This window comes from Planotetraspora phitsanulokensis, from assembly GCF_016863295.1.
GTDB classification, from domain to species: Bacteria; Actinomycetota; Actinomycetes; order Streptosporangiales; family Streptosporangiaceae; genus Planotetraspora; species Planotetraspora phitsanulokensis.
Window position 1 is genome coordinate 97,708 of sequence record NZ_BOOP01000013.1, and the last position, 19,376, is coordinate 117,083.

14 protein-coding genes are annotated in these 19,376 nt (G+C 69.7%); 3 read left to right on the forward strand and 11 right to left on the reverse strand.

The features are described from left to right. Positions 1-7 precede the first annotated feature (7 nt). Positions 8-1,315 carry a hypothetical protein gene (locus tag Pph01_RS16150; RefSeq protein ID WP_204073904.1) on the forward strand — a complete coding sequence of 436 codons (1,308 nt, stop codon included), beginning with the start codon at positions 8-10 and terminating at the stop codon, positions 1,313-1,315. Between the two features lie 189 nt (positions 1,316-1,504). Here Pph01_RS16150 and Pph01_RS16155 read toward each other — a convergent pair whose 3' ends face one another. The 6 genes from Pph01_RS16155 to Pph01_RS16180 all read right to left on the reverse strand — a co-directional run bounded on the left by Pph01_RS16155 (position 1,505) and on the right by Pph01_RS16180 (position 11,037). Further along, the gene (locus tag Pph01_RS16155) at positions 1,505-2,542 is read right to left on the reverse strand and encodes a CopD family protein (protein ID WP_204073905.1); all 1,038 of its coding nucleotides are present in this window, start codon (positions 2,540-2,542) and stop codon (positions 1,505-1,507) included. Beyond that, the gene (locus tag Pph01_RS16160) at positions 2,539-3,159 is read right to left on the reverse strand and encodes a copper resistance CopC family protein (protein ID WP_204073906.1); all 621 of its coding nucleotides are present in this window, start codon (positions 3,157-3,159) and stop codon (positions 2,539-2,541) included. Before Pph01_RS16160 ends, Pph01_RS16155 begins: the two co-directional genes overlap by 4 nt. A gap of 290 nt (positions 3,160-3,449) precedes the next feature. After that, the gene (locus Pph01_RS16165) at positions 3,450-6,029 is read right to left on the reverse strand and encodes a chitinase C-terminal domain-containing protein (protein ID WP_275412836.1); all 2,580 of its coding nucleotides are present in this window, start codon (positions 6,027-6,029) and stop codon (positions 3,450-3,452) included. 315 nt (positions 6,030-6,344) lie between these two features. Further along, positions 6,345-8,399 carry an alpha/beta hydrolase gene (locus Pph01_RS16170; RefSeq protein WP_204073908.1) on the reverse strand — a complete coding sequence of 685 codons (2,055 nt, stop codon included), beginning with the start codon at positions 8,397-8,399 and terminating at the stop codon, positions 6,345-6,347. Positions 8,400-8,959: 560 nt separating this feature from the next. Next, a complete protein-coding gene (locus Pph01_RS16175) occupies positions 8,960-9,970 on the reverse strand; it encodes a LacI family DNA-binding transcriptional regulator (RefSeq protein WP_204073909.1) in 1,011 nt (336 codons plus the stop codon). Between the two features lie 275 nt (positions 9,971-10,245). Beyond that, positions 10,246-11,037, reverse strand: coding sequence for an SDR family NAD(P)-dependent oxidoreductase (locus Pph01_RS16180; protein ID WP_204073910.1), 792 nt, complete (start codon positions 11,035-11,037; stop codon positions 10,246-10,248). Between the two features lie 261 nt (positions 11,038-11,298). Here Pph01_RS16180 and Pph01_RS16185 point away from each other — a divergent pair, with 261 nt between their 5' ends. Beyond that, positions 11,299-12,501: an NAD(P)/FAD-dependent oxidoreductase gene (locus tag Pph01_RS16185; RefSeq protein WP_204073911.1), complete on the forward strand. Its 1,203-nt coding sequence runs from the start codon at positions 11,299-11,301 to the stop codon at positions 12,499-12,501. On the opposite strand, the gene Pph01_RS16190 is transcribed toward Pph01_RS16185, so the two are convergent. The 5 genes from Pph01_RS16190 to Pph01_RS16210 are packed head-to-tail and all read right to left on the reverse strand — an operon-like array spanning position 12,464 to position 18,051. Continuing rightward, the gene (locus tag Pph01_RS16190; protein ID WP_204073912.1) at positions 12,464-13,408 is read right to left on the reverse strand and encodes a hypothetical protein; all 945 of its coding nucleotides are present in this window, start codon (positions 13,406-13,408) and stop codon (positions 12,464-12,466) included. The two genes, Pph01_RS16185 and Pph01_RS16190, sit on opposite strands and share 38 nt — an antisense overlap. Beyond that, positions 13,405-14,322, reverse strand: coding sequence for an SCO2521 family protein (locus tag Pph01_RS16195; protein WP_204073913.1), 918 nt, complete (start codon positions 14,320-14,322; stop codon positions 13,405-13,407). The genes Pph01_RS16190 and Pph01_RS16195 overlap by 4 nt, the downstream gene beginning before the upstream one ends. 23 nt (positions 14,323-14,345) lie before the next feature. Beyond that, complete coding sequence (locus Pph01_RS16200; protein ID WP_204073914.1) at positions 14,346-15,302, reverse strand: SCO2522 family protein; 957 nt, start codon at positions 15,300-15,302, stop codon at positions 14,346-14,348. Then, on the reverse strand, positions 15,299-16,216 hold the full coding sequence (locus tag Pph01_RS16205; RefSeq protein WP_204073915.1) for an SCO2523 family variant P-loop protein: 918 nt from the start codon (positions 16,214-16,216) through the stop codon (positions 15,299-15,301). The genes Pph01_RS16200 and Pph01_RS16205 overlap by 4 nt, the downstream gene beginning before the upstream one ends. Next, the gene (locus Pph01_RS16210) at positions 16,216-18,051 is read right to left on the reverse strand and encodes an SCO2524 family protein (protein ID WP_204073916.1); all 1,836 of its coding nucleotides are present in this window, start codon (positions 18,049-18,051) and stop codon (positions 16,216-16,218) included. The genes Pph01_RS16205 and Pph01_RS16210 overlap by 1 nt, the downstream gene beginning before the upstream one ends. 318 nt (positions 18,052-18,369) lie before the next feature. Between Pph01_RS16210 and Pph01_RS16215 the strand changes: the two genes are divergently transcribed. Next, on the forward strand, positions 18,370-19,356 hold the full coding sequence (locus tag Pph01_RS16215; protein ID WP_204073917.1) for a 2-hydroxyacid dehydrogenase: 987 nt from the start codon (positions 18,370-18,372) through the stop codon (positions 19,354-19,356). The last annotated feature ends 20 nt before the right edge of the window (positions 19,357-19,376 follow it).

Here is a 19,376-nt window from a genome sequence, read left to right on the forward strand (position 1 = left end):
TTCGCGCGTGACGACAGGAACGACGCTCAAGCAGGTCCCCGCTCGCGTCATCGCGTGGGCGCTCCCCTACTGGACGAGGGGGGAGGCGGGGAGGCAGACCCCGGCCGATCTGTTCAGGGTGCTCTATCTCGGCTGGCTCGCGGCGTTCGTCCTGAAGGTGCTCGGGTCGACCTGGGACGTCTCGTGGCACTTCAAGTGGCTGCGCGACGACCTCGCCCCCCCGCACATGCTCAACACCGTCGGCACGGTCATCGCCGTGGGCCTCGCGATCGTGCACTGGTACACGGGGTACGGCGTCGATCGCCTCGCCTCCCGGCTGATCCAGTGGGGCACGGGGATCTTCCTCATCGCGATCCCGCTGGACCTGATCAACCACCGGGTCAACGGCCTCGACATCACGGCCTGGAGCCCCTCACACGCCCTGCTGTTCATCGGGACCGCCCTGATGATCGCCGGTGTGATCCGGGGCTGGTACCTGGGGGCCGCGTCGTACGGCGTGATCACCGATCGGCGGCGGACCGTCGTGCTCGGGGTGCTCTTCACGTTCTTCTTCGAGAACGTGCACTTCCCTGAGCAGCACCAGGAGTACGGCGTGCTGGAACTGGCCTCCTGGGACCGGGGCCAGCCGTACGCCGAGCCGAGCCTGCTCCAGTTCGCGGCGAACCAGATGGGCCGCGCGGTGGACCGCCCCATGATCTTCAAGTTCTCGCTGCCGGTGCCCGACTACGTCTACCCGGTCTACGCGGGCGTGGCCGGGATGATCATCCTGGTGGTCGCGCGGCTGATCGTCGGCAAGCGCTGGACGGCGACGTCGCTCGCGGCGCTCTACATCGCCTACCGCTGCCTGGTGTGGCCGCTTCTCGTCGGGGCCACCTTCCCGCCGTCGGCGATCCCGTTCTTCTTCCTGCTCGCCGGGCTCGCCGTCGACCTGGCCTTCTTCGTGCGGATCCCGTACTTCAGGCCGGTCCTGGGCGCGGTGCTCGTGACGGCCGGGGTGTACGGAGGGCTCGCCGTCCAGGACCGGCTGCTGGAGGCTCCGCCGTACGCGGCGGCGTCCTGGCCGGTGACCGCGGCCCTCCTGGCGGCGGCGTGGCTGGTCGCCGAGTGGCTCGTGGGCAGGCGCCAGGCGTCGGCCGCGTCCCAGGAGGCGACGCCCGCGGAAACGGGGACCGGCACAGGGGCCGGCGCTGGGCCCGACACAGGGGCGGACACGGGGGAGGGTTCGCCGCGCGCGATGGAGGCCGAGCCCGTGCCGACCACCGCGCCCGCGGGTGACGCGGGTACGGCATCCGCGTCCGACGGAACCGACCAGTAGCGCGCTGGCGCAGACCACCGGCGCAGGCAGCCCGGCAGGCCACACGCCTGCCGGGCTGCCGCCGTTTCCGCCTCGGGTGGGGCGCGCCGCCGGCCCTGTGACGAGCGTCGGGCGATCACCGCCAGACGGTGGCGTCAGGCGGTGAGCGCCAGACGGCGCGGTCAGGCGGTGAACGCCTGACGGCGCGTGTCAGGCGATGGGCGCCCTCGTGAGCGCCACCGCGACGCCGAAGGCGAGGCCCATCACGGCCAGTTCGAACGCCGCCCACGCCGCGAACGCGGTGGGCGCCTGCCGGGTGACGGCGGGCATCAGCCGCCAGCGGATGTTGGCGCCGAGCAGCGCGATCACGACGACGAACACGGTCTTGGCCACCACGAGCCAGCCGTACCGCGTGGTCACCAGCGACTCGGGGAAGCTGTGGCCGGGCGCGAGCAGCAACTCGACCACGGCGTTGAACACGCCGGACAGACCCACGACGAGCAGGGCCACCGTGGCGAGCCGGGAGAAGCGCGGAAGAGTGCGGGCGAGGAGCCCGCGGTCGCGCACCAGCAGCACGGCGAGCGCCCCCAGGCCGCCGGTCCAGACGGCGGCCCCGATGACGTGCAGCTCCATCGACACCATGGTCAGGTCGTGCCAGTACCAGTTCGAGGCGTGGCCGGTGACGGGGAGGGGCAGCAGGCCGAACGCCGCGACGAGCACGCGCAGCTCCGCGGGGACCTTCTCGCCGAACCGCACGGCCAGCATGCCCACGGTCGCGCTGACCAGGGCGCAGGACGCGCTGATGATGAGGCCCTGACCGGAGCCGATGCGGTCGACATAGGTGGCGACGTCGGGGAACTCGCCCGGCTGGACCTCGGCGGCGCTCAGGATCGTGGCGACGAGCGCGGCGGCGCACCAGATCAGCGCGCACATCACGGCCCAGTGCCTGGCCCTGCGGGCGATCGGCTCGGTCCGTTCCGGGTCGTCGAAGCCGAGGAGCTTGGGCAGCAGGCTCAGGCCGACGGCGCCCGTCGCGGCCAGGTCGAGGACGAGCCGGGCGACCGGCAGGCCGTACTCGACGAGCCCGCTCGGCATGGGGATCCCCTCCGCCGGACCCGGCCGTGTGGCCCACGTCGCGATCAGGACGGCGAGCAGCCCGGCCGCGGAGGCTCCCGCGACGGGAAACCGGGACCGGGACGTCTCCGGGACGCCGCCTCGCTCCCGCCGCTGGGTGGCCGTCGTCGTCATGCGCCGCTCCCCACACGACGGTCGTGACGTATGAGCCCGAAGGCGGCCAGGGCCAGCAGCGCCGCGGTGGCGGCGAGCAGGCCCCAGACCCAGGCGCCGCTGGAGGCGCTCACGGGCGGTGCGACCCCGGAGGCCACGATGCCGCCCGTCGCGGGTCCCATGGTCGTCCCGGGGCCGGGGAGACCGCCGCTCGCACCGGTCTGGCCGGTCGTGGCGTTCCCGACGGCGAAGGAGACGGTGCCCGTGACGGGATGCCCGTCGTTGGAGACGATCCGGTAGCCGATGGAGTACGTCCCCGACGGACCCTGGCCGCGGAGGGCGACGAAGATGCCGTTGCCGCTGACTCCCACGTCGCCCTGCTCGTAGCGGGCTCCGTCGGGGCCCGTCACGGCGATCCGCGCGAAGTCGCGCCGGACGGCCTGGTCGAAGGTCAGGGTCACTTTCCCGGGCATCGTCGCGAGCACCGCACCCTGCCGGGGATCGCTGCCGATCAGCACGTTGTGCGCCCGCGCGGGCGTCGCGATCAGCAGGGTGGCGGCACATGCGACCAACGCGACGGCGGCCACGCGCATGATCGGGCTGCGGCCGGACGTCCCGGCACGCGCGACCTGGAACACCTGAGTCGACCTCCGCTTCGCGGGCCTCGGCGAGACCCGGTGAGTCTTCGTGAATTCGGGTGAATGTGGGTGAGTCGTGGGTTCCAGCCATGGTCCCACTGATCGTGCGCGGTCGGGCCAGGGGCCCGGCGCCGTCGCCGGGAACGCCGATGCCCGGCGATCCGCCGTGGGATCGCCGGGCACCGGCCGGGGGGCTCCGGGCCGCGTGAGCGTCACCGGTCTCACACGGCCCGGAGGGCGTGCGCCCGCCGTCAGGGTGGGTCACCCGTCGTGGCGGGCATGCCGTGGGGTCAGAGCCACTTCCAGAGGGCGGGGACGTTCGGGGGCTCCCAGCCGGTGATGGCCGTGTGAGTTTGCAGGCACTGGTAGGTCGAACCGCCGTAGGTCACCTTGGCTCCGGCGGCGTAGGCCGTCCCCGCCGCCCAGGCGGGACTCGTGCCGGGAACGGTGGGCGTCGGCGTCGGCGTCGGCGTGGGTGTCGGCGTGGGTGTCGGCGTGGGAGTGGGAGTGGGGGTCGGCGTGGGGCTGGGTGTGGGAGTCGGCGTGGGGGTGGGGGTCCCGCCCGAGCAGACGCCCTGGTCCTCCCAGACCTGAGCCGTGCCTGGGGTCTCGCCCTGTGTCCACCACTTGGCCCGCCACGTGTGGCCGTTGTGGGAGACGAGGCCGCCCCCGGTGTAGACCTGCGTGGCGGACCAGGCGGCGGCCGTACAGGACCCTGTGGGCGACGGGGAGGCCGTCGGGGACGGCGAGGGGGTCACCACCGTGCCGCCGCGCGCGTAGTCCTGAAGGAGGCCGTAGGTGGCGCCGCCGAACGTCACCGTCCAGTTCGACGGGGTCGAGGTCGGCAGGTAGTAGACGAAGGCGACGTCGACGGAGGCGCCCGGCGCGAGGGTCTGCCAGCTCGGCAGCTTGAGGGAGACCCGGTTGTAGTCGCCCTTCAGCCCGCCGACGTTGTTCGCCGCCGTGTGGTCCTTCCTGATCACCGACGAGCCGAAGCCGGACTGGTCGGCGGCGTTGCCCGGAGCGGAGTTCGCGTAGTCGAACTGGAACTCCGTGCCGCCCAGAAGGGTCACGGACGAGTTGTTCGTGATGTGGATCTTCGGGTTGATCGGGTAGTTGTTGTCGCCGAGGGCGAAGTCGCGGAACTCGACCGACACGTCCAGCTTCTGGCTCGGGATCGGCGTGGTCGCCCGGGTGTTCCCGTACGGCGCGGCCGTCCTGAACCTGTCGTACAGGACCGTCGTGAGGGTCGAGCCGGGGTCGTACTGGCCCTTGGCCGCGTTCCAGCCGTAGTCGCCGGCGAGTTCCCAGATCATCGTGCCGCCCAGGCCCTTGGACACCACGTAGTCGGCCTTGGCCGCCACCGACTGGTCGTCCTCGGTGGACAGGAAGACCTTCTTGGTGGAGTTCCACAACCAGGGTGCGACGAGCGCCGCGCTGTAGTTGCGGGTGTAGGAGCCGGTCAGCGCGGTGTCAGGGATCCCGTACGACGGCAGGTAGTCGCCGAGGATCCCCTGCTGGAGGTTCTTGGCATGCCACATCGGGTTGGAGCCCGCGGGGGACTCCTTGCCCGCCGTGTCCAGGTCGTGCCACAGGTTGTCGATGCCGACCGCTCCGTCGCCGCAGGTCGTCAGGCCCGCGCCGGCCGGGCACGTGGAGCTGGAGGCCGTCCCCCAGAGTCCGTTGGTGCCGCCGGTGACGTTCTTGAAGCCGCGGGTGTAGTACGGCAGGCCGATGTTGATCCTGCCCGCCGGCATCGACCCGCGGAAGTAGTGGTAGGCCCAGTCGGTGTTGAGGTAGCCGATCCCGCCGTACTGGGACGTCGTGTAGACCCCGGCCGCGGCGAGTTCCGCGTCCTTGCCGTCGTCGTAGAGGGACGCGTTGGGGCCGACGAACCGGTTCCAGGCGCCGTGCAGGTCGTACGACATGATGTTGAGGTAGTCGAGGTACTGGGTGACCTGGTAGGTCTCCATCCCGCGCAGCAGGTAGCCGGAGGACGGCGCGGCGACCGAGAGCAGGTAGTACCTGCCGTCGGCGGCCGAGGCGGCGTCCAGTTTCTGGCGCAAGGTCTTCATCAGCGCCGCGTAGCCCTTCATCAGGCTCGCGCGCTTGGCGTTCGCGATCGTCCAGTCCAGGGGGTTGCCCGCGTCCTTCATCGATGTCGGGTACTCGTAGTCGACGTCGACCCCGTTGAATCCGTACGTCCGGAGGAACGCCACGGCGGAGTCGGCGAAGGTGTTGATCCCTGCCTGGTTGACCGAGCCGTCGGGGCTGACGGTCATCGAGTAGAAGCCGCCGTTCGACTGGCGGTCGCCCGCGTCGTCGAAGTAGCCGCCGGTCTCGGCCCAGCCGCCCACGCTGATGAGCGTCTTGGTGTCCGGGTACTGCTTCTTGAACTTGCTGAGCAGGTTGAAGTGGCCCTTGTAGGCGTAGGCGGGGTCCATCTCCGCGCCGGGGACGCTAGGCCAGGTCTCGCCGATCGCCGGGTTGGCCGTGGTGTTCGAGCCGACCGACAACTTGTTGTCCGGGCCCACGTGGGCGAACGCGTAGTTGATGTGGGTGACCTTGCCCCAGGGGATGTCGTTCACCAGGTAGCGCGTCTGGCCGTTGGCGCCGTCACGCCAGCCGGTGAAGTAGCCGATGATGCGCCGCTGGTGGTCGGTGCCGTTCTTCTCCCTGCCGTTCTCGTCGTAGCCGAGGCAGTAGGGGACGTCGACCCCCGGAGTCCGGTAGAGCCCGTCCGGGCGGCAGGTCTCGTTGTCCACGGCGGCGCTGGCGACGCCTGCCGCGCCGCCGATGCCGCCGGTCAGGATCCCGGCGATGAGAGCGAGCGACGCCGCTCCCGCTGCTGCTGCTGAGCGCAGGCGCACAGGGCCACCTCCGATAGGCGAAGTGCCAGTCATGACAACACCCCGCCCCCAGGGGTTGATCGGAAAGTAAGCCGGTATGACCAGGCGAGTCAATGCTCTCTATAAAGAAACTTTCCTGATAGTTATGCTCTTGATCCTCCCTTAAGCCCCCCTTAACCCCACCTCTCGGGCGTGATCATGAACCCCCAGAGGTGATCATGTACAGGTTCGGCGGCATGCCGTACGACCAGGGTGAACTCCGAGCGTGATCATGCACGAACTCGAGCCGGCGCCCTACGCGTGTATGGACTCCGGAGCGATCGTCGTCCTGAGGCGCTACGCCAACACCCAGCCGTACATCCAGGTGATGAAAGCCAGTCCGGCCAGGCACGGGAGGATCGCGAACGCCCGGGCCCGCAGCCGGAACGCGGACACGGTGGACACCAGCCAGGCGACGACGGCGATCAGTCCGTACCAGGGGACTTCCTCCGGCAGGCCGATCGACAACGTCGTCACGGCGAAGCCGCGCACGCTGTGGACGACGAGCACGACGAACGCCAGCCCCAGCAGGCCGCCGAGGACGGCGAGCCAGTCGCCGCGGCGGCGGACCAGCGCCACCAGCCCGAGCAGCAACTGAAGAACCGACACGAGGGCGAACCCAGCCAGCGGAACCAGCAGGATGGGGTGCTTCGCGATCTCGTACGCGGACGAGGTGAGGAGGATCGTGCCGGGCCGGACCATCGGCCGGGGGGCCTCCGCCGGGTCGCAGGGCGCGCCGGCGGCGGGGTCGTCGAGGAACGTCGCGATCGTACGCTGGCCGCAATGGCTGCTGAACAACACTCCGTGGCCCACCCCGGCGAACTCGACGAAGCGCGCGGACGGCGTGCGCAGCGCGATCTCGCGGGCGGCCTCGGGAGGGGTCGTGGCGTCGAACTGGCCGCCCACGACGAGGACCGGCGCGCTGAGGCCCGGCTTGCGCGTGGGTGTCCGTGGCAGGCGAGGAGTCTTGGTCCTGCCCGCTCGTCCGGTTCGCGTGGTGCCGGATCCGGTCGTTCCGGTCGTTCCGGGTGTCGTGCGGGTCCTCGGAGTCCGATCCTGAGGAGTCTTGCCCTGGGGCGTCTGACCCTGGGGAGACTTGCTCTGAGTCGTCTGGCCCTGGGTGCCGCCCTGGGGAGTGCCCGTCCCGGTCGCGGAGCCGCCGTTGCCGGTCGTGCCCTTTCCTGTGGACGTGTTCGCGCGGTCGGTGGTCTTACCGCCTGAGCCGGACCTGGTGCCGGACTTCGTGCCGGCCGTACCGGTCGGGGGTGAGGCGGCCGTCGTCTTCTCGGGCACGGGCCACGCGGAGCACACCGCGGCGTCCGCGGCGTCGGTGAACAGCGGCCGGATACCCGGTTTCGTTGCCGTAGGCGGCTGGTCCTGGCACTTGACCGCGTAGTAGAGGCCCCACTCGTGCGACGACAGCTCGTCTCCCACGCCGTCCACGAGGGGCTGAAGCAGCCCGGTACGGCCGTCGGCGACGCCGTCGACGAGCGCGGGGATGATCGGGATGACTCCGGGCTCCTGGAGGGATTCCGCCAGGATCGTGGCCACATCAGCTCCGTCGAGGACAACTGTGACCTCACCGCCCGTGAGCGGGTCACGGGTGCGGAGCGAGACCGGCTGCGCGTTCAGCCGCGCGACCATCGCGTCGAATCGGGTGGTGATGTCCAGCTTCGCGATGGTCGCGGCGAGCCGGGGCCAGCCGTCGCCGTCCGGTCCGACCCGGCCCGGGACCAGCGAGTCGAGCACCACGCTCCGGGTGCCCTGCGGGTCCTTGGCGGCGGCCTGGAGCATCACACGGGTGGAGTAACTGACGCCCAGCAGGTTCCACTTCGGATAGCCGAGCGCCTTGCGCAGATCGACAACGTCGGCGGCGATCTCGGAGGTCCGGTACCCGGCGAGTGAGGACTGTTGCGCCAGGCGGGCCTGGCAGGCCAGGCCGTCCTTGGCCAGCAGCGCGCTCTCCTGCGCGGCCTGGCCGGTGGTCTGGAGCACCTGGACGAGGCTCTCGGCGATCTCCGGGCACTGCAGGCGCGGCTCGGAGTAGCGATCGCCGCGCTGCTCGATCGCGACGACGTCACGGTCGGGCAGCATCCCCGCGAGGAACGGGATCACCTGCTCCGACGACGCACCCGGTCCGCCGCCCATGTAGACGACCGGGTCGGCCTTGCGGGCGGGTCCCTCCGCGTAGTGGACGGCATAGCCGACCTTGATGGTCCGTCCGGACGGCATGTCGCGCCGTTCGGGGACGACGAGGACGCCGCAGATGGTTCCCGCCGGAAGCCGCAGGGGGCAGGGCCGCTGCTCTACACGGGCCTGCGTCGCGGTGCCGGTGCCGGTCGCCTTGGGCATCGTCTGAGCGGTCCGCGTATTCGGGCGTGCGGTCCGGTCCGCGCTGCTGGTGGCCTGAGGCGTGGCCGTGCTTGAGGCTGGGCCGGTTGTCCGGGGTGTGACCTGCGGCGTCGGGGTGACGTGCGGCGTGGGGGTGACCTGCGGCGTTGGAGCGACTACGATCCGCGCGGCATGCGCGTCCGCCTGTGCGCCCGGAATGCCGAGAAGAGTCAGAACAAGTGCTGCGACAAACGCCGTGACGGCCGCTCCTCGTACGCCCTGCAACCGTCAGCCTCGTTTCACGAAAACCCTGCAATTTTGCAGAAACGATAGCGCGAACAGCACACGGTCTGAGCAAAGGGATCGAACGCGAATGAAGCTGGACGAGCCGGAACACGTCGGCCGGAAGCCCTGGATTTTCCCGCTCCGATCGGCCACCGCTTCCGGCGGTCCCTCCCTCGTGCCCCGCTTGTACGGCCATGGCCGTACGAGCGAGGCGTCTAAGCGGCGGGAATCGCCTATCGGCGGGTTTCCCGAGCTGAGGGGATTTCCGAGGGTTTTCTGTGGTCCTCAGGGAATCGTCAGCGAGGCGGCTCGGTGCTTTCGCGGATGACGAGGTCGGTCGCCAACTCGACGCGGGGGGCTTCGGACCCTTCTCCGCGCCCCATCGCGAGCACCATGCGGGCCGCGAGGGCGGCCATCTCCTGGAGCGGCTGCCGGACCGTGGTCAGCGGCGGCCATGCCGACCGGGCGAGGGGCAGGTCGTCGAAGCCGACGACGCTCAGGTCCTCGGGTACGCGCAGGCCCCGCTGGCGGGCGGCCTCGAACACGCCGAACGCCTGCAGGTCGCTTCCCGCGAAGATGGCGGTGGGCGGCTCGGGCAGCGACAGCAGGTTGTGGGCTTGGACATGGCCGGAGTTGACGAGGAAGTCGCCGTTCCTGATGAGTTCGGGATCGATGCCGAGGCCCGCGGTCTCCAGTGCCGCGCGATAGCCGTCGATCCTGGCCCGGCTGCACAACATGTCGGCCGGCCCGCCGATCATGCCGATCCTCGTGTGGCCGAGGCTGAGAAGGTGACGGGTGGCGGCCAGACCGCCGTGCCAGTTGGTGGCGCCGACGGACGCCACGCCGGAGGCCGGTTCGCCCTCCGGGTCGACGACGACGAACGGGATCGAACGGGCGCTGAGCTGCCCCTGCTGCCGGACGGAGAGCCGGGAACCGACGATGATCACTCCGTCGGTCCGCCGGGCGGCGATGCGCTCCAGCCAGTCGCGTCCGGGGCCGGCGTGGGTGTGCAGGACCGAGATGACGACGCTTGCGCCGGCTTCGTGGGCGGCGGCCTCGGCGCCCCGGACCAGTTCCATCGCCCACGGGCTCTCGATCTCGGCGAAGACCAGGTCGAGCAGGCCCACCGGCCCGTCGCCCTGTCCGGTCCTGCGCTGGTAGCCGTGCTTGTGCAGCAGACGCTCGACGCGCTGCCGGGTGTCCGGGGCGACCTCGGGACGCCCGTTGATCACTTTGGAGACGGTCGGTACGGAGACCCCGGCCTCTTGTGCGATGAGGGCGATCGTCACCCGCCTTTTTGCTGGCATGAGTCAGAGCGTATCCGAAAACTTTCGGTGGCCTTCCCGCAGGGTAGGGCCGGTGCGACGGGATAGCGCGGTGGGATCGCTCCCACGGCGCCCCTTGACGGTGTAGTTCGGCTTATTTATTCTCCGGGTCACGAAACATTCGGGAAAGATCCGAAAATTTCGAAGCCGTGTGGAGGGCTGGGCAGGTCGGCGTCCGGCCCTCCCCGGTGATTTCCCCGGGACGACGCCCTGCCCCCGCCGAAGCTATGAATGATCACGAACACTGCGGATCGCGGTCAGGGGAGGGCTCGGCGGGCGGCTTGGCGGGTCACACGGACGGCCAGGTCAGGCGAGAGCCGTACGAGACTCCACGCCCGCCTGGCGAACGACGGCATCACGATGAGCGCCCGGCCGCGTTCCATGCCGCGGATGACATCGCGTGCCACAGCGTCGGGAGGGTAGAGCCGCTTCTGCACCCTGGCGCCGATCGTTTTGGCCAGGCGGCCGATCTCGGTCTGCGGCAGGCCCGGGTTGGCGTGGTCGAGGAGCGGGGTGTCGACGAAGCCGGGGCAGATCGCGCTCACCTTGACCCCGTGCGCCGCCGCCTCCACCCGGAGCGCCAGGGTCAGTCCGACGACGGCGTGCTTCGTGGTCGTGTACGGCAACATCAGCGGTGCGGGGATCAGCCCGGCCAGGGAGGCGGTGTTGACGATGTACCCGTAGCCCTGCTCGACCATGATCGGGTATGCCGCGTGGACGCCGTGCACCACCCCGCGCAGGTTGACGTCGATCATGCGGTTCCAGTGGTCGAGGGTCAGCTCGTCGGTCCGGCCCGCGACCACGATGCCGGCGTTGTTGAACAGGAAGTCCAGCCGTCCCCGGTCCGCCTTGACGCCTCTGACCAGGTCCTCAACGGCGGCCGCGTCGGTGACGTCCAGGCGGGCGCCGGCGCAGCCGAGCTCACGGGCGGTGGAGTCGGCGTCCGCGATGTCGGCGATGGTGACGTCGACTCCGAGGCGGAGCAGTTCGACGGCGAGCGCTCGTCCGATTCCGGACGACCCTCCGGTGACAATCGCTGTCTTCGCCATGTCGGCTCCCTCCCATCGGAGCAGGTCCGTCACGAGGCGCGGGCCGGGGGCGGCGCGTCAGGCGTCCCATTTTACGAACGCGCCCGCGGCCGCGGCGAAGGTGTCTCGGCGCAGCGGGAACTCGCTCCGTTTTCCGCGCTTTCAAGATTCCCGCGCGGTACAGTGACCCACCAAGGCCACGAGTCTGTGACCTTCTAGAACGGCGCTGCCTCGCCTACCGTCGAAGCGAGGGGATCGCGCGGAAGCACTGAGGAGCCCGGGTTGCCTGAAACCTGCGATGTCGCGATCATCGGCGGTGGTGTGATCGGATGCGCGATCGCTCACCGCCTCGGTTCTGAAGGGCGCAGCGTCGTCCTCGTCGACGCCGGGGATCGCCTCGGCCTCGGCGCCTCCGACGCGGCCATGGGCGGCATCCTGACGCAGACCGAACCCGCCTGCCTCGGCCCGCTGAGCACGGTCATCAAGCGCAGCCGCGACATGTACCAGGAATGGCTCGACGAGCTCACCTCGATCTCCGGCGCCGCGGTCCATGTGCTGGACGGCGGCGACATCCAGGTCGCGCTCGACGACGACGCGATGACGCGGCTGGAGACCGACGTCCTGCCGCAGTGGAAGAACTCGCCCTTCGCCGTCGTCCGCCTCACCGCCGCCGACGCCAAGGAGCTCGAGCCGCTGCTGAGCGACGCGGTCGTCGGCGGATTCCTGCTCCCCGAAGAGCTGGCGCTCGACCCGCGCGAGCTCATGGTCGCCCTCGGCGGTGCGCTGACGGCAGGAGGCGCTCCCGTCAGGGTACGGCTGGGCTCGCGCGCCACCGGCCTCGTGTCGACGCCGAACGGTGTGGACGTCGAGCTCGCCGACGGCTCGCGGATCTCGGCGGGCACCGTGGTGGTGGCCGCCGGGCATCACAGCGCGCACTTCCTGCCCGAGCTCAGGGAGCACCTGTTCCCGATCAAGGGCGAGGCCTTCGACATGCGGCCGCCCGGAGCCACCGAATACCCGCTGCGGCACCACGTCTTCACCGAGATCATCGAGGACGGCTACGAGGGGTACCCCTACCTCGTCCCGCGGCACGACGGCAGAGTCGCCGTCGGCGTCACCTACGAGCCGCGGGTCAGCGAGGCGGAGGTGACCGACCGCGCGCGCGACGAGATCATGCGGGGTGTGGCGGCGCTGATGCCGGCCGCCGCGAGCTGGCCCATCGAGAAGCGCTGGGCCGGGCTGCGCCCGGGGAGCACGGATCACATGCCGATCATCGGTTTCGTCGACGCCCATGAGCGGGTCCTGGCGGCCACCGGCCACAGCGGCCTCGGCGTGACCCTCGCGCCCGTCACGGCGGAGATGGTCTCGGCCCTCATCCGCCATGACGTCGACGCGGAGACGCGCAAGCTCCTCGGCATCTGCCGGCCCGACCGGAAGTTCGTCCCGGCTACGCCAGCGGAGACGACAGCTCCCACAGCTCACTGAACCGGTCGGTCCGCCGCTTCACCTGCGGCGGCTCGAGTACCAGGAGGGTGTGCACGAAGGTGTGCGTGGTGATCTCACCCACCTGCGGAGACGGAGTCACTTCGTAGCTGACGACGTCGTCGAAGACGATGAAGTCGAACAGTCCCAGCGGCGTGACAAGCGTGTCCGGCGTGAGCACGCGCACCTGTACGCCGATCTCGGAGTGCATCTTGCAGATGCGGCGGAACTTCTCCGACTCCACTTCGGAACGATCCACGAAGAAGATGCGGCGGATGCGCACGCCTTCGCGGATGCGGTCCCGCTGCGCCTCCAGGTAGCGCTGGCCGGCGTCGGTGGTCCAGAACCCGCCGTCGAACTCGGTGATCCCCTGGTCGACCATGTTCAGGCTCAGGGCGTCCAGGCTGCGCCGCGTGTTCGCGGTGAGGCCGAGGAGCCAGTCGCGGTCCTCGCCTTCGTAGATGACGTTCCCCTCGCCGAGTTCGCGCAGAAGCGTGGAGATTCTGGCGATCTCCGTCTGGGCGAACGCCTGGACGAGCGCCGGCATCCCCTTGTCCACCCTCGTGGCGTTGCGCACGAGCTGGGTGACCACGTCGGTCTGTACGGCCGACGCTTCCACCAGCCCGAACAGCTCGGTCGCCTCGTTGATTCTCGACAGGCCGTCCACGACCTCGCGGCGGGTCGCCTCCAGTTGCTTGTCGACGTCGATGAGGTACTGGACGACGGTGACCACGGCGCTGATGAGGACGGTGAGGATGAGACCCCACGCCTGGGGCTCCGCGCCGGCGCTGAGGAACGGGCCGTTGTCGTCGGTCACGAAATAGGTCGGGACCCCGACCGCCGCCGTGATGAGGATCTTCCTGAGGGTAGGCGGCATGATCTCGCGCGTCAGCTTGCTCTTCACCGTCACCGGGCCCCGCCCCCGCTTTTCTCTCGTAAGAAGGCCAACGTGTGGACAGCGAGCTGGTCGCGGACGCGGTCGACCAGTGACTGCCACTGACGAGTGAATCCCGGGCGCCGGTCGAGGCTCTCCCAGTAGGGGCTCAGCAGATCGTCGACTCGGGCCGACGGCATCCACAGATGCAGGAGGTGGTCCACCGCGGGAGCGAGCTTGGCCGCCGCCTCGGGCCCCGGCGTGCCGCCGATGCGCGCGCGTTCGATGATGACCAGCAGGGCGGTCAGCAGCCAGTCGTGCAGCGCGAGGTCCTCGCAGAGGTCGACGACGGCGGGAGTGAACTCGCCGGTGTGGACGAGCCGCACCGTGCGCATCTGATCGGAGTGCAGGGTGAAGTGGATGGCCGGCTCGCCGGGCTCCGCCACCCAGCGGAGCCGCGTACGCGCGATCTTGAACGGCGCCCGCCTGTCGAGGAGCGGGGACGACTGGACCACGTCCATGAAACGTGCGCTGATGGCGCCGAGGTCGAGACCGTCCGCGGACGGTTCCTCGGCGAACCCGTCGGCGAGGTCCCGGGGTTTGGCCTTGCCGAGCGCCTCGACCACGCCCGGCCGGGCGAGGTAGTGCGACCACGGCTGCCTGCGGTCGGATCCGCTGCGTTCGATCCGGGTGTGTGAGGAACCCTGCACGACCCGCCCGCCGGTGATGGAGGAACGGGACAGAACCGTTCCGGCCCCCCTGATCCGCGACTGTGACGCCGACGGCAGGCGGCAGTCGACTCCGGTCAGCAGATCCGGCGACACGGCGTAGACGATGGGCCGCCGGGAGACGCGCACCCTCTCGCCGGAGAGGAGCTGGAGCACGTCCCGGCAGGTCGATTCGGGTATCTCCCCGGAGTTCTGCAGCAGCCCGGTGTGTACTTCCCCCATTACAAGCATCAGCTCGAAGGCTCCTAAGTGAAGACGTAGGAGATGCGATCCACGAGCTCTTCTTCGAGCCGGATGCCCTCGCCGCCGCTTCGCGCGACCACCTGCTTCAGGACGTCGCCGTCCACCGCCACCTGGCTCAGGATCGTGCGCACGGCCAGTTCGACGGGCAGGAAACGAGGAGAGAGAACGGACAACGTGGTGTACGCGCTGAACGGCGCCGCTGCCGGGTTCAACTGCATGACGGCGGGGAGGGACTCCCAGTCGTCGGGGAAGGCGTCCTCACGCATGACCGGCCGGAGCGGGAGCCGTCCGTCCGTGCGCAGCAGCCCGAGGCGCAGGAGTTGCCAGACCGCGGCCAGGAACGGGCACGACCATGTGCGCTTCCCGCCGTTCTCGTCCCACAACTCCACGTCCACGAAGATGGAGTGGCCGCGCTTGGCGTTCTGCAGCGGCGGCGCCCACCGGTTGGCCTTTCCCATGGCCTGTACGGTTCCCACCTGCGGTGACCGTGCCCCGTTACATAGCCAGCCGCTCTCCTTCACCGGCGGGCGGGACCCGTTGGTGTCCGGCGGAGGGTCGTTGACCAGCCGGTCCTCCACCAGCCTGGCGAGCTCGATGCCGTCCGATTCGGCGCAGGCCGACTCCCTGGCGATGTAGTCGATGGTCAGGTCGCAGTCGGCCGCCGCGTCGAGCACCATCGGCACCAGTTCGGCCGGGGTGCTGAACTTGCTGAAGTAGTCGTCGATGAGGAAGCACGTGCTGACCCTGGCGCGTCCCCCGGGGATGCGGTCCTGCCAGCTCGACCGCACGGTGCCGGCCCACGGAGCGACCCGGCGGAACTGCTCGCGCAGCCGTTCCGGCCCGGCCTCGAAGTCCTCCATGTAGAGATGCCCGAGCTCGATGGACACGTGGGAGAGGGGAGCGGACGCGATCCGGCGCTCAGCCGCGACCTCGCCGAACGTCGCGTTCACCGAGGTCACAGACCCTCCCACGCCGCGTCGTCCACGATCTTCTTGGCCAGGTCGTCGAACGCCGCGGCCGTCTCGGCATTCGCGATCTTGCTCGCCAGGACGTCCTCGTCCGAGATGAGCTGCTCGCGCCACTGGAGGATCGGGTCCAGCGGGATCTTGCCGAGCATCGCCGTACGGCCGACCTTGTGCCGGCTCGCCAGCTCGCGAAGCTCGGTGTCGCAGGCGAACAACCAGGCTCGCTGCTCGTCACGCAGGCCGACCAGTTCGGCGGCGTCGGGTTCGAGGACGGCGGTCCTGACGAAACGGATGCGGTCCCGGAGCTTGTCGCGGTCGTGGCCGAACCTCGTGCCGACGTCGAGCAGGCCGTCGGCCCCGTTGACCAGGCCGTCGGCGGCGAGGATGTGCTGACGCGTCCAGCGATGGAAGACCAGCCAGCGGAAGGGCACCGACGGAAGCCGCACCGTGGCCTGCAGGACCATCTCCGCGGTGAAGGAGCGGCCGGCGCTCACGTCGACCATGACCAGGTCGAACTCCTCATCGAGGCGGCTGAACAGCTGCACGCACCGCCGGAGCGCCTCCTCGTCGACGGCGGGAAGCTCACCGCCGCCCTCGTTGCCGGGGAACAACACCAGCCGTCCCGCACCGGGCGGCTTGGTCCGCAGCCCCTCCCGGTCGGACTCGGTCCAGACGTCCACGCGGTGCGGCTCGGGGGCGACCTCGCTGAGGAGGTAGTCGTGCAGGCCCTTGCGCGTGGTCCCCCTGGCCACGGAGCCGACGCTGAAGATCGCGCCGGCGGTGGGAGAACCGAAGTCGAAGTCGAGATAGCAGACGTCGTTGCCCTGCAGGGCATGCCGGTACACGATGTTCGTGCTGGTGACCGACCGGCCGGTCCCGCCCTTGTCCGAGATGGCGAAGATCAGCATCAGATCGCCTCCGAGGCGCTGTCGCGCGCGGCGGTGAGGCGTTCCAGGTCGAGGAGCGCGTCGATCACAAGGGCGTTGGCGGTGGCTGGTCTGCTAGTGATGATCGATCGGGCCCGGCCGAGCGCGGCCTGGATGCTCCGCAGCTTGGGCTGGATGGTCTGCCCGCCGATCAGCGGCCTGGTGACGAGCTCCTGGTCCAGCAGATGCTCGGCCTCGCTGAGCATCTGGTAGGCGAAGTCGACCAGCTGTGGGCTCCGCAGCGGGGATTCGCCGCCGGCCTGGGCGGCCGCGACGAGGAACTCGACCACGCGCTCGCTGAAGTACCAGGACGGCTCCTCGTGGTGCGCCTCGAGGTCGCTGAAGACGTTGGAGGGCTGGTCCCAGAGCCCGCGTCCGACGCCCTCGGTGCCCCGCCGCTGCATGATGTGCGCCCAGATCCGGTCGGCCAGACTCAGCAGCTTCTCTCTGGTCCTGGTGTTCTGCGCGATCGAGGCGGCCCAGATCGTCCTCTTGAGCAACGTGATCGCGAAGTCGGAGACGACCCAGATCATGTGGGGCCCGAGGGCGTCGCTGCCCTGCAGATTGACCTGGACGCCGGGGGAGTGCATGAGCACGGGCGGGTCGCCGGGCACGGCCCTGCGGATGATCCTCGCCCGGATGGCGAGCTCCTCCAGGACGTCCGCGACCCGGCCGAGGTCGACGTCGCCGGTGCGGTTGTTGACGAGGCTCTGCACGACCATGGCGGTGACGCCGAGGCTGTAGTACTCCGACTCCTTCTCGTCGGAGGTCTTCCAGGGGATGTCCTCCAGCGGCCAGGTGCCCTTGCCGTACATGGCGATGGTGCGCCAGTAGCGCTGGGTGATGTCCCAGCGGCGCTGGAGAGCCTGGGACAGGGTGAGCTGGTCGTCGTCGAGCAGGCCGAGGACTCTGGTCCGCTCCGACCACAGGTCCTGGATGCCGACGAGGGCGTTGACCGTGAAGTACAGGAAGGGGTTGTCCGCGGCGACGCCCTTGGGCTGCGGCCCGACGTGCAACGGCGTGACGACGTCGGGGGCGTCCTTCACGATGCCCCACGTCCAGCCGCACTCGAACAGCAGGTTCTCGTTGTCGAGGTCGACCTCGCTACCGGATCCGATCGTCAGGTCGCGCAGACCGGCGCGCACGGGGCGCAACTCGCGTCGCAGGTCGTCGAGGACCCGCCGTTCGGCGGCGCCGGTCTGGTTGACCGTGCGCAGCAGGGCGCGGCCCGCGGGGGAGCCGGGGTCGAAGGCGTTGACCGTGAAACTGCGCAGCAGCCCGACCATGGCCGCGGAAAGGCGGGTGTTGGACATCTCCTCCAGCGCGCGGATCTCCTTGCGGATGTCCTCGCGCCGGACGCTCTGCCGGAAGACCTTGAGGAAGCCCAGTGTGCCCAGCATGAGCGTGACCGACATGGAGAAGGAGTCGACCACGTCCAGCTGCAGCTGCTCCGGGGTGACCTTCACGTCGGGGTCCGCGGTGCTGAAGTAGGTGCCTCCGGCGAACAGGGGGCGCCCGTCGTCGCCGGTGTAGGTGCGCAGGTACTCGCCGATGACCTTCAGGAGGAGCTTGGGGATCTCGACGCTGTCGCCGAGCCGGGCGAGCGAGGTCAGCACGTCGTCGGCCGTCTCGTCGGGGGTGTCCAGCCGGAAGCCGGGGAGCTCGGAGGCCGGATGCATGAAGCACAGGAGCTGCTCGGCGTCGGAGATGGAGTTCGACCCGTCTCTCCCGCCCCATGTCCACGCCCCGTCGCGGAGCGACGTTCGGGCGGCCGCCTCCCAGACCTCCAAGAGCTGCTGGCGGGGCTGGAGTTTCATAGACGAACCCTTTCTGCACTACGGGGTGACGACGTAGTCCGGCAGGCCGATGAAGGGGTTCTCGGCTTCCTTTAGGGCTTGCTTTTGCTGCTAGGTGGAGACGAGACCACCAAGACCCTTATACCATTGAATTCCTGCTCCGTCGCCTGACCTAGCGGGCAAATCGCCTCACAGGCGGGTTTGCTGTGATGGGAGCTGCTCGCGAGAAAAACGGACATCCGTGTCCTTAGTCTGAGAGATAAAATGCCCCATACCGATGTGATCACGGATATATCGGGCCATAATGACGTGGCCGATCGCCCCGCGCGCGGGGGGGCGGTGAAGGGGACGATCCTGGTCACGGGGACGGGCTTCGACGCGGGCCGGCTGAAGCTTCTCCAAGCGCGGGGGTACGACGTCAGGCAGCCGTCTCCTCTGCTGACCGAGGAGCAGTTGACGCGCGAGCTCAAGGACGTGGTCGCCTATCTGCACGGGGGGGAGGAGTACGCCACCCGTGCGGCGCTGGAGAGCGCGAAGGCCACGCTGAAGGTGGTCGCCTTCCTCGGCGTCGGATACGAGACGTTCGTCGACGTGGCCGCGGCCGACGACCTGAAGATCGTCGTGACGTCCACGCCCGGAGCGGCGAGAGACTCGGTCGCGACGTTCACCGTCGCCCAGATCCTCAACGCCAACCTCCGGATCTTCCAGCAGTTCGGCAACCGCTACCCCGACTGGGATTCGGCGGACGAGTTGCCGTACGAGCTCAGCGCCCGCAACGTCGGCATCGTCGGGATGGGCGTCATCGGATCGCGGATCGCGGAGATGTTGCGGGGCGCCTTCGACGCGAACGTGGCGTACTACAGCCGGTCGCGGAAGAAGCGCCTCGAGCGGACACTCGGCATGGGCTTCATGGACCTCCCGGATCTCGCGGAGTGGAGCGACATCCTCGTCGTCATGGTCCCCGGGAACGCCTCGACGACCTCCATGATCTCCGATGGGGTTCTCGGCAGAGCACGCCCCGGGACGATCCTCATCAACACGGCCCGCCCGTCGGTCGTGGACCCGGCCGCCCTGTACGCGAGCATGAAGGCCGACCGTGTCCGTCTCGCCGTGTTCGACGGGTTCTACGGGAAGGATTCCGAGGCGGCCGCGAGGCTGCTGCGGGACTTCGGCGGCCGGATGCTCGTGACCGGCCACGTCGCCTCCCACACCCGTCAGGCGATGGACAGGATGCTCGACCAGGCCGTCGCGTCGATCGAGAACCTGCTGAGCGGCAACGCCGACCGCTACGCCGTGGGTGCGGCCGACCGCATTCCCGAACCCTAGGTCTGACGAAACAGGCCCGG

Bases quoted from the DNA above. Each gene is read 5' to 3' on its own strand.
- Pph01_RS16155 (WP_204073905.1), bottom strand. From the start codon at position 2,542: ATGACGACGACGGCCACCCAGCGGCGGGAGCGAGGCGGCGTCCCGGAG.
- Pph01_RS16175 (WP_204073909.1), bottom strand. From the start codon at position 9,970: ATGCCAGCAAAAAGGCGGGTGACGATCGCCCTCATCGCACAAGAGGCC.
- Pph01_RS16180 (WP_204073910.1), bottom strand. From the start codon at position 11,037: ATGGCGAAGACAGCGATTGTCACCGGAGGGTCGTCCGGAATCGGACGA.
- Pph01_RS16210 (WP_204073916.1), bottom strand. From the start codon at position 18,051: ATGAAACTCCAGCCCCGCCAGCAGCTCTTGGAGGTCTGGGAGGCGGCC.
- Pph01_RS16205 (WP_204073915.1), bottom strand. From the start codon at position 16,216: ATGCTGATCTTCGCCATCTCGGACAAGGGCGGGACCGGCCGGTCGGTC.
- Pph01_RS16195 (WP_204073913.1), bottom strand. From the start codon at position 14,322: ATGGGGGAAGTACACACCGGGCTGCTGCAGAACTCCGGGGAGATACCC.
- Pph01_RS16170 (WP_204073908.1), bottom strand. From the start codon at position 8,399: ATGCCCAAGGCGACCGGCACCGGCACCGCGACGCAGGCCCGTGTAGAG.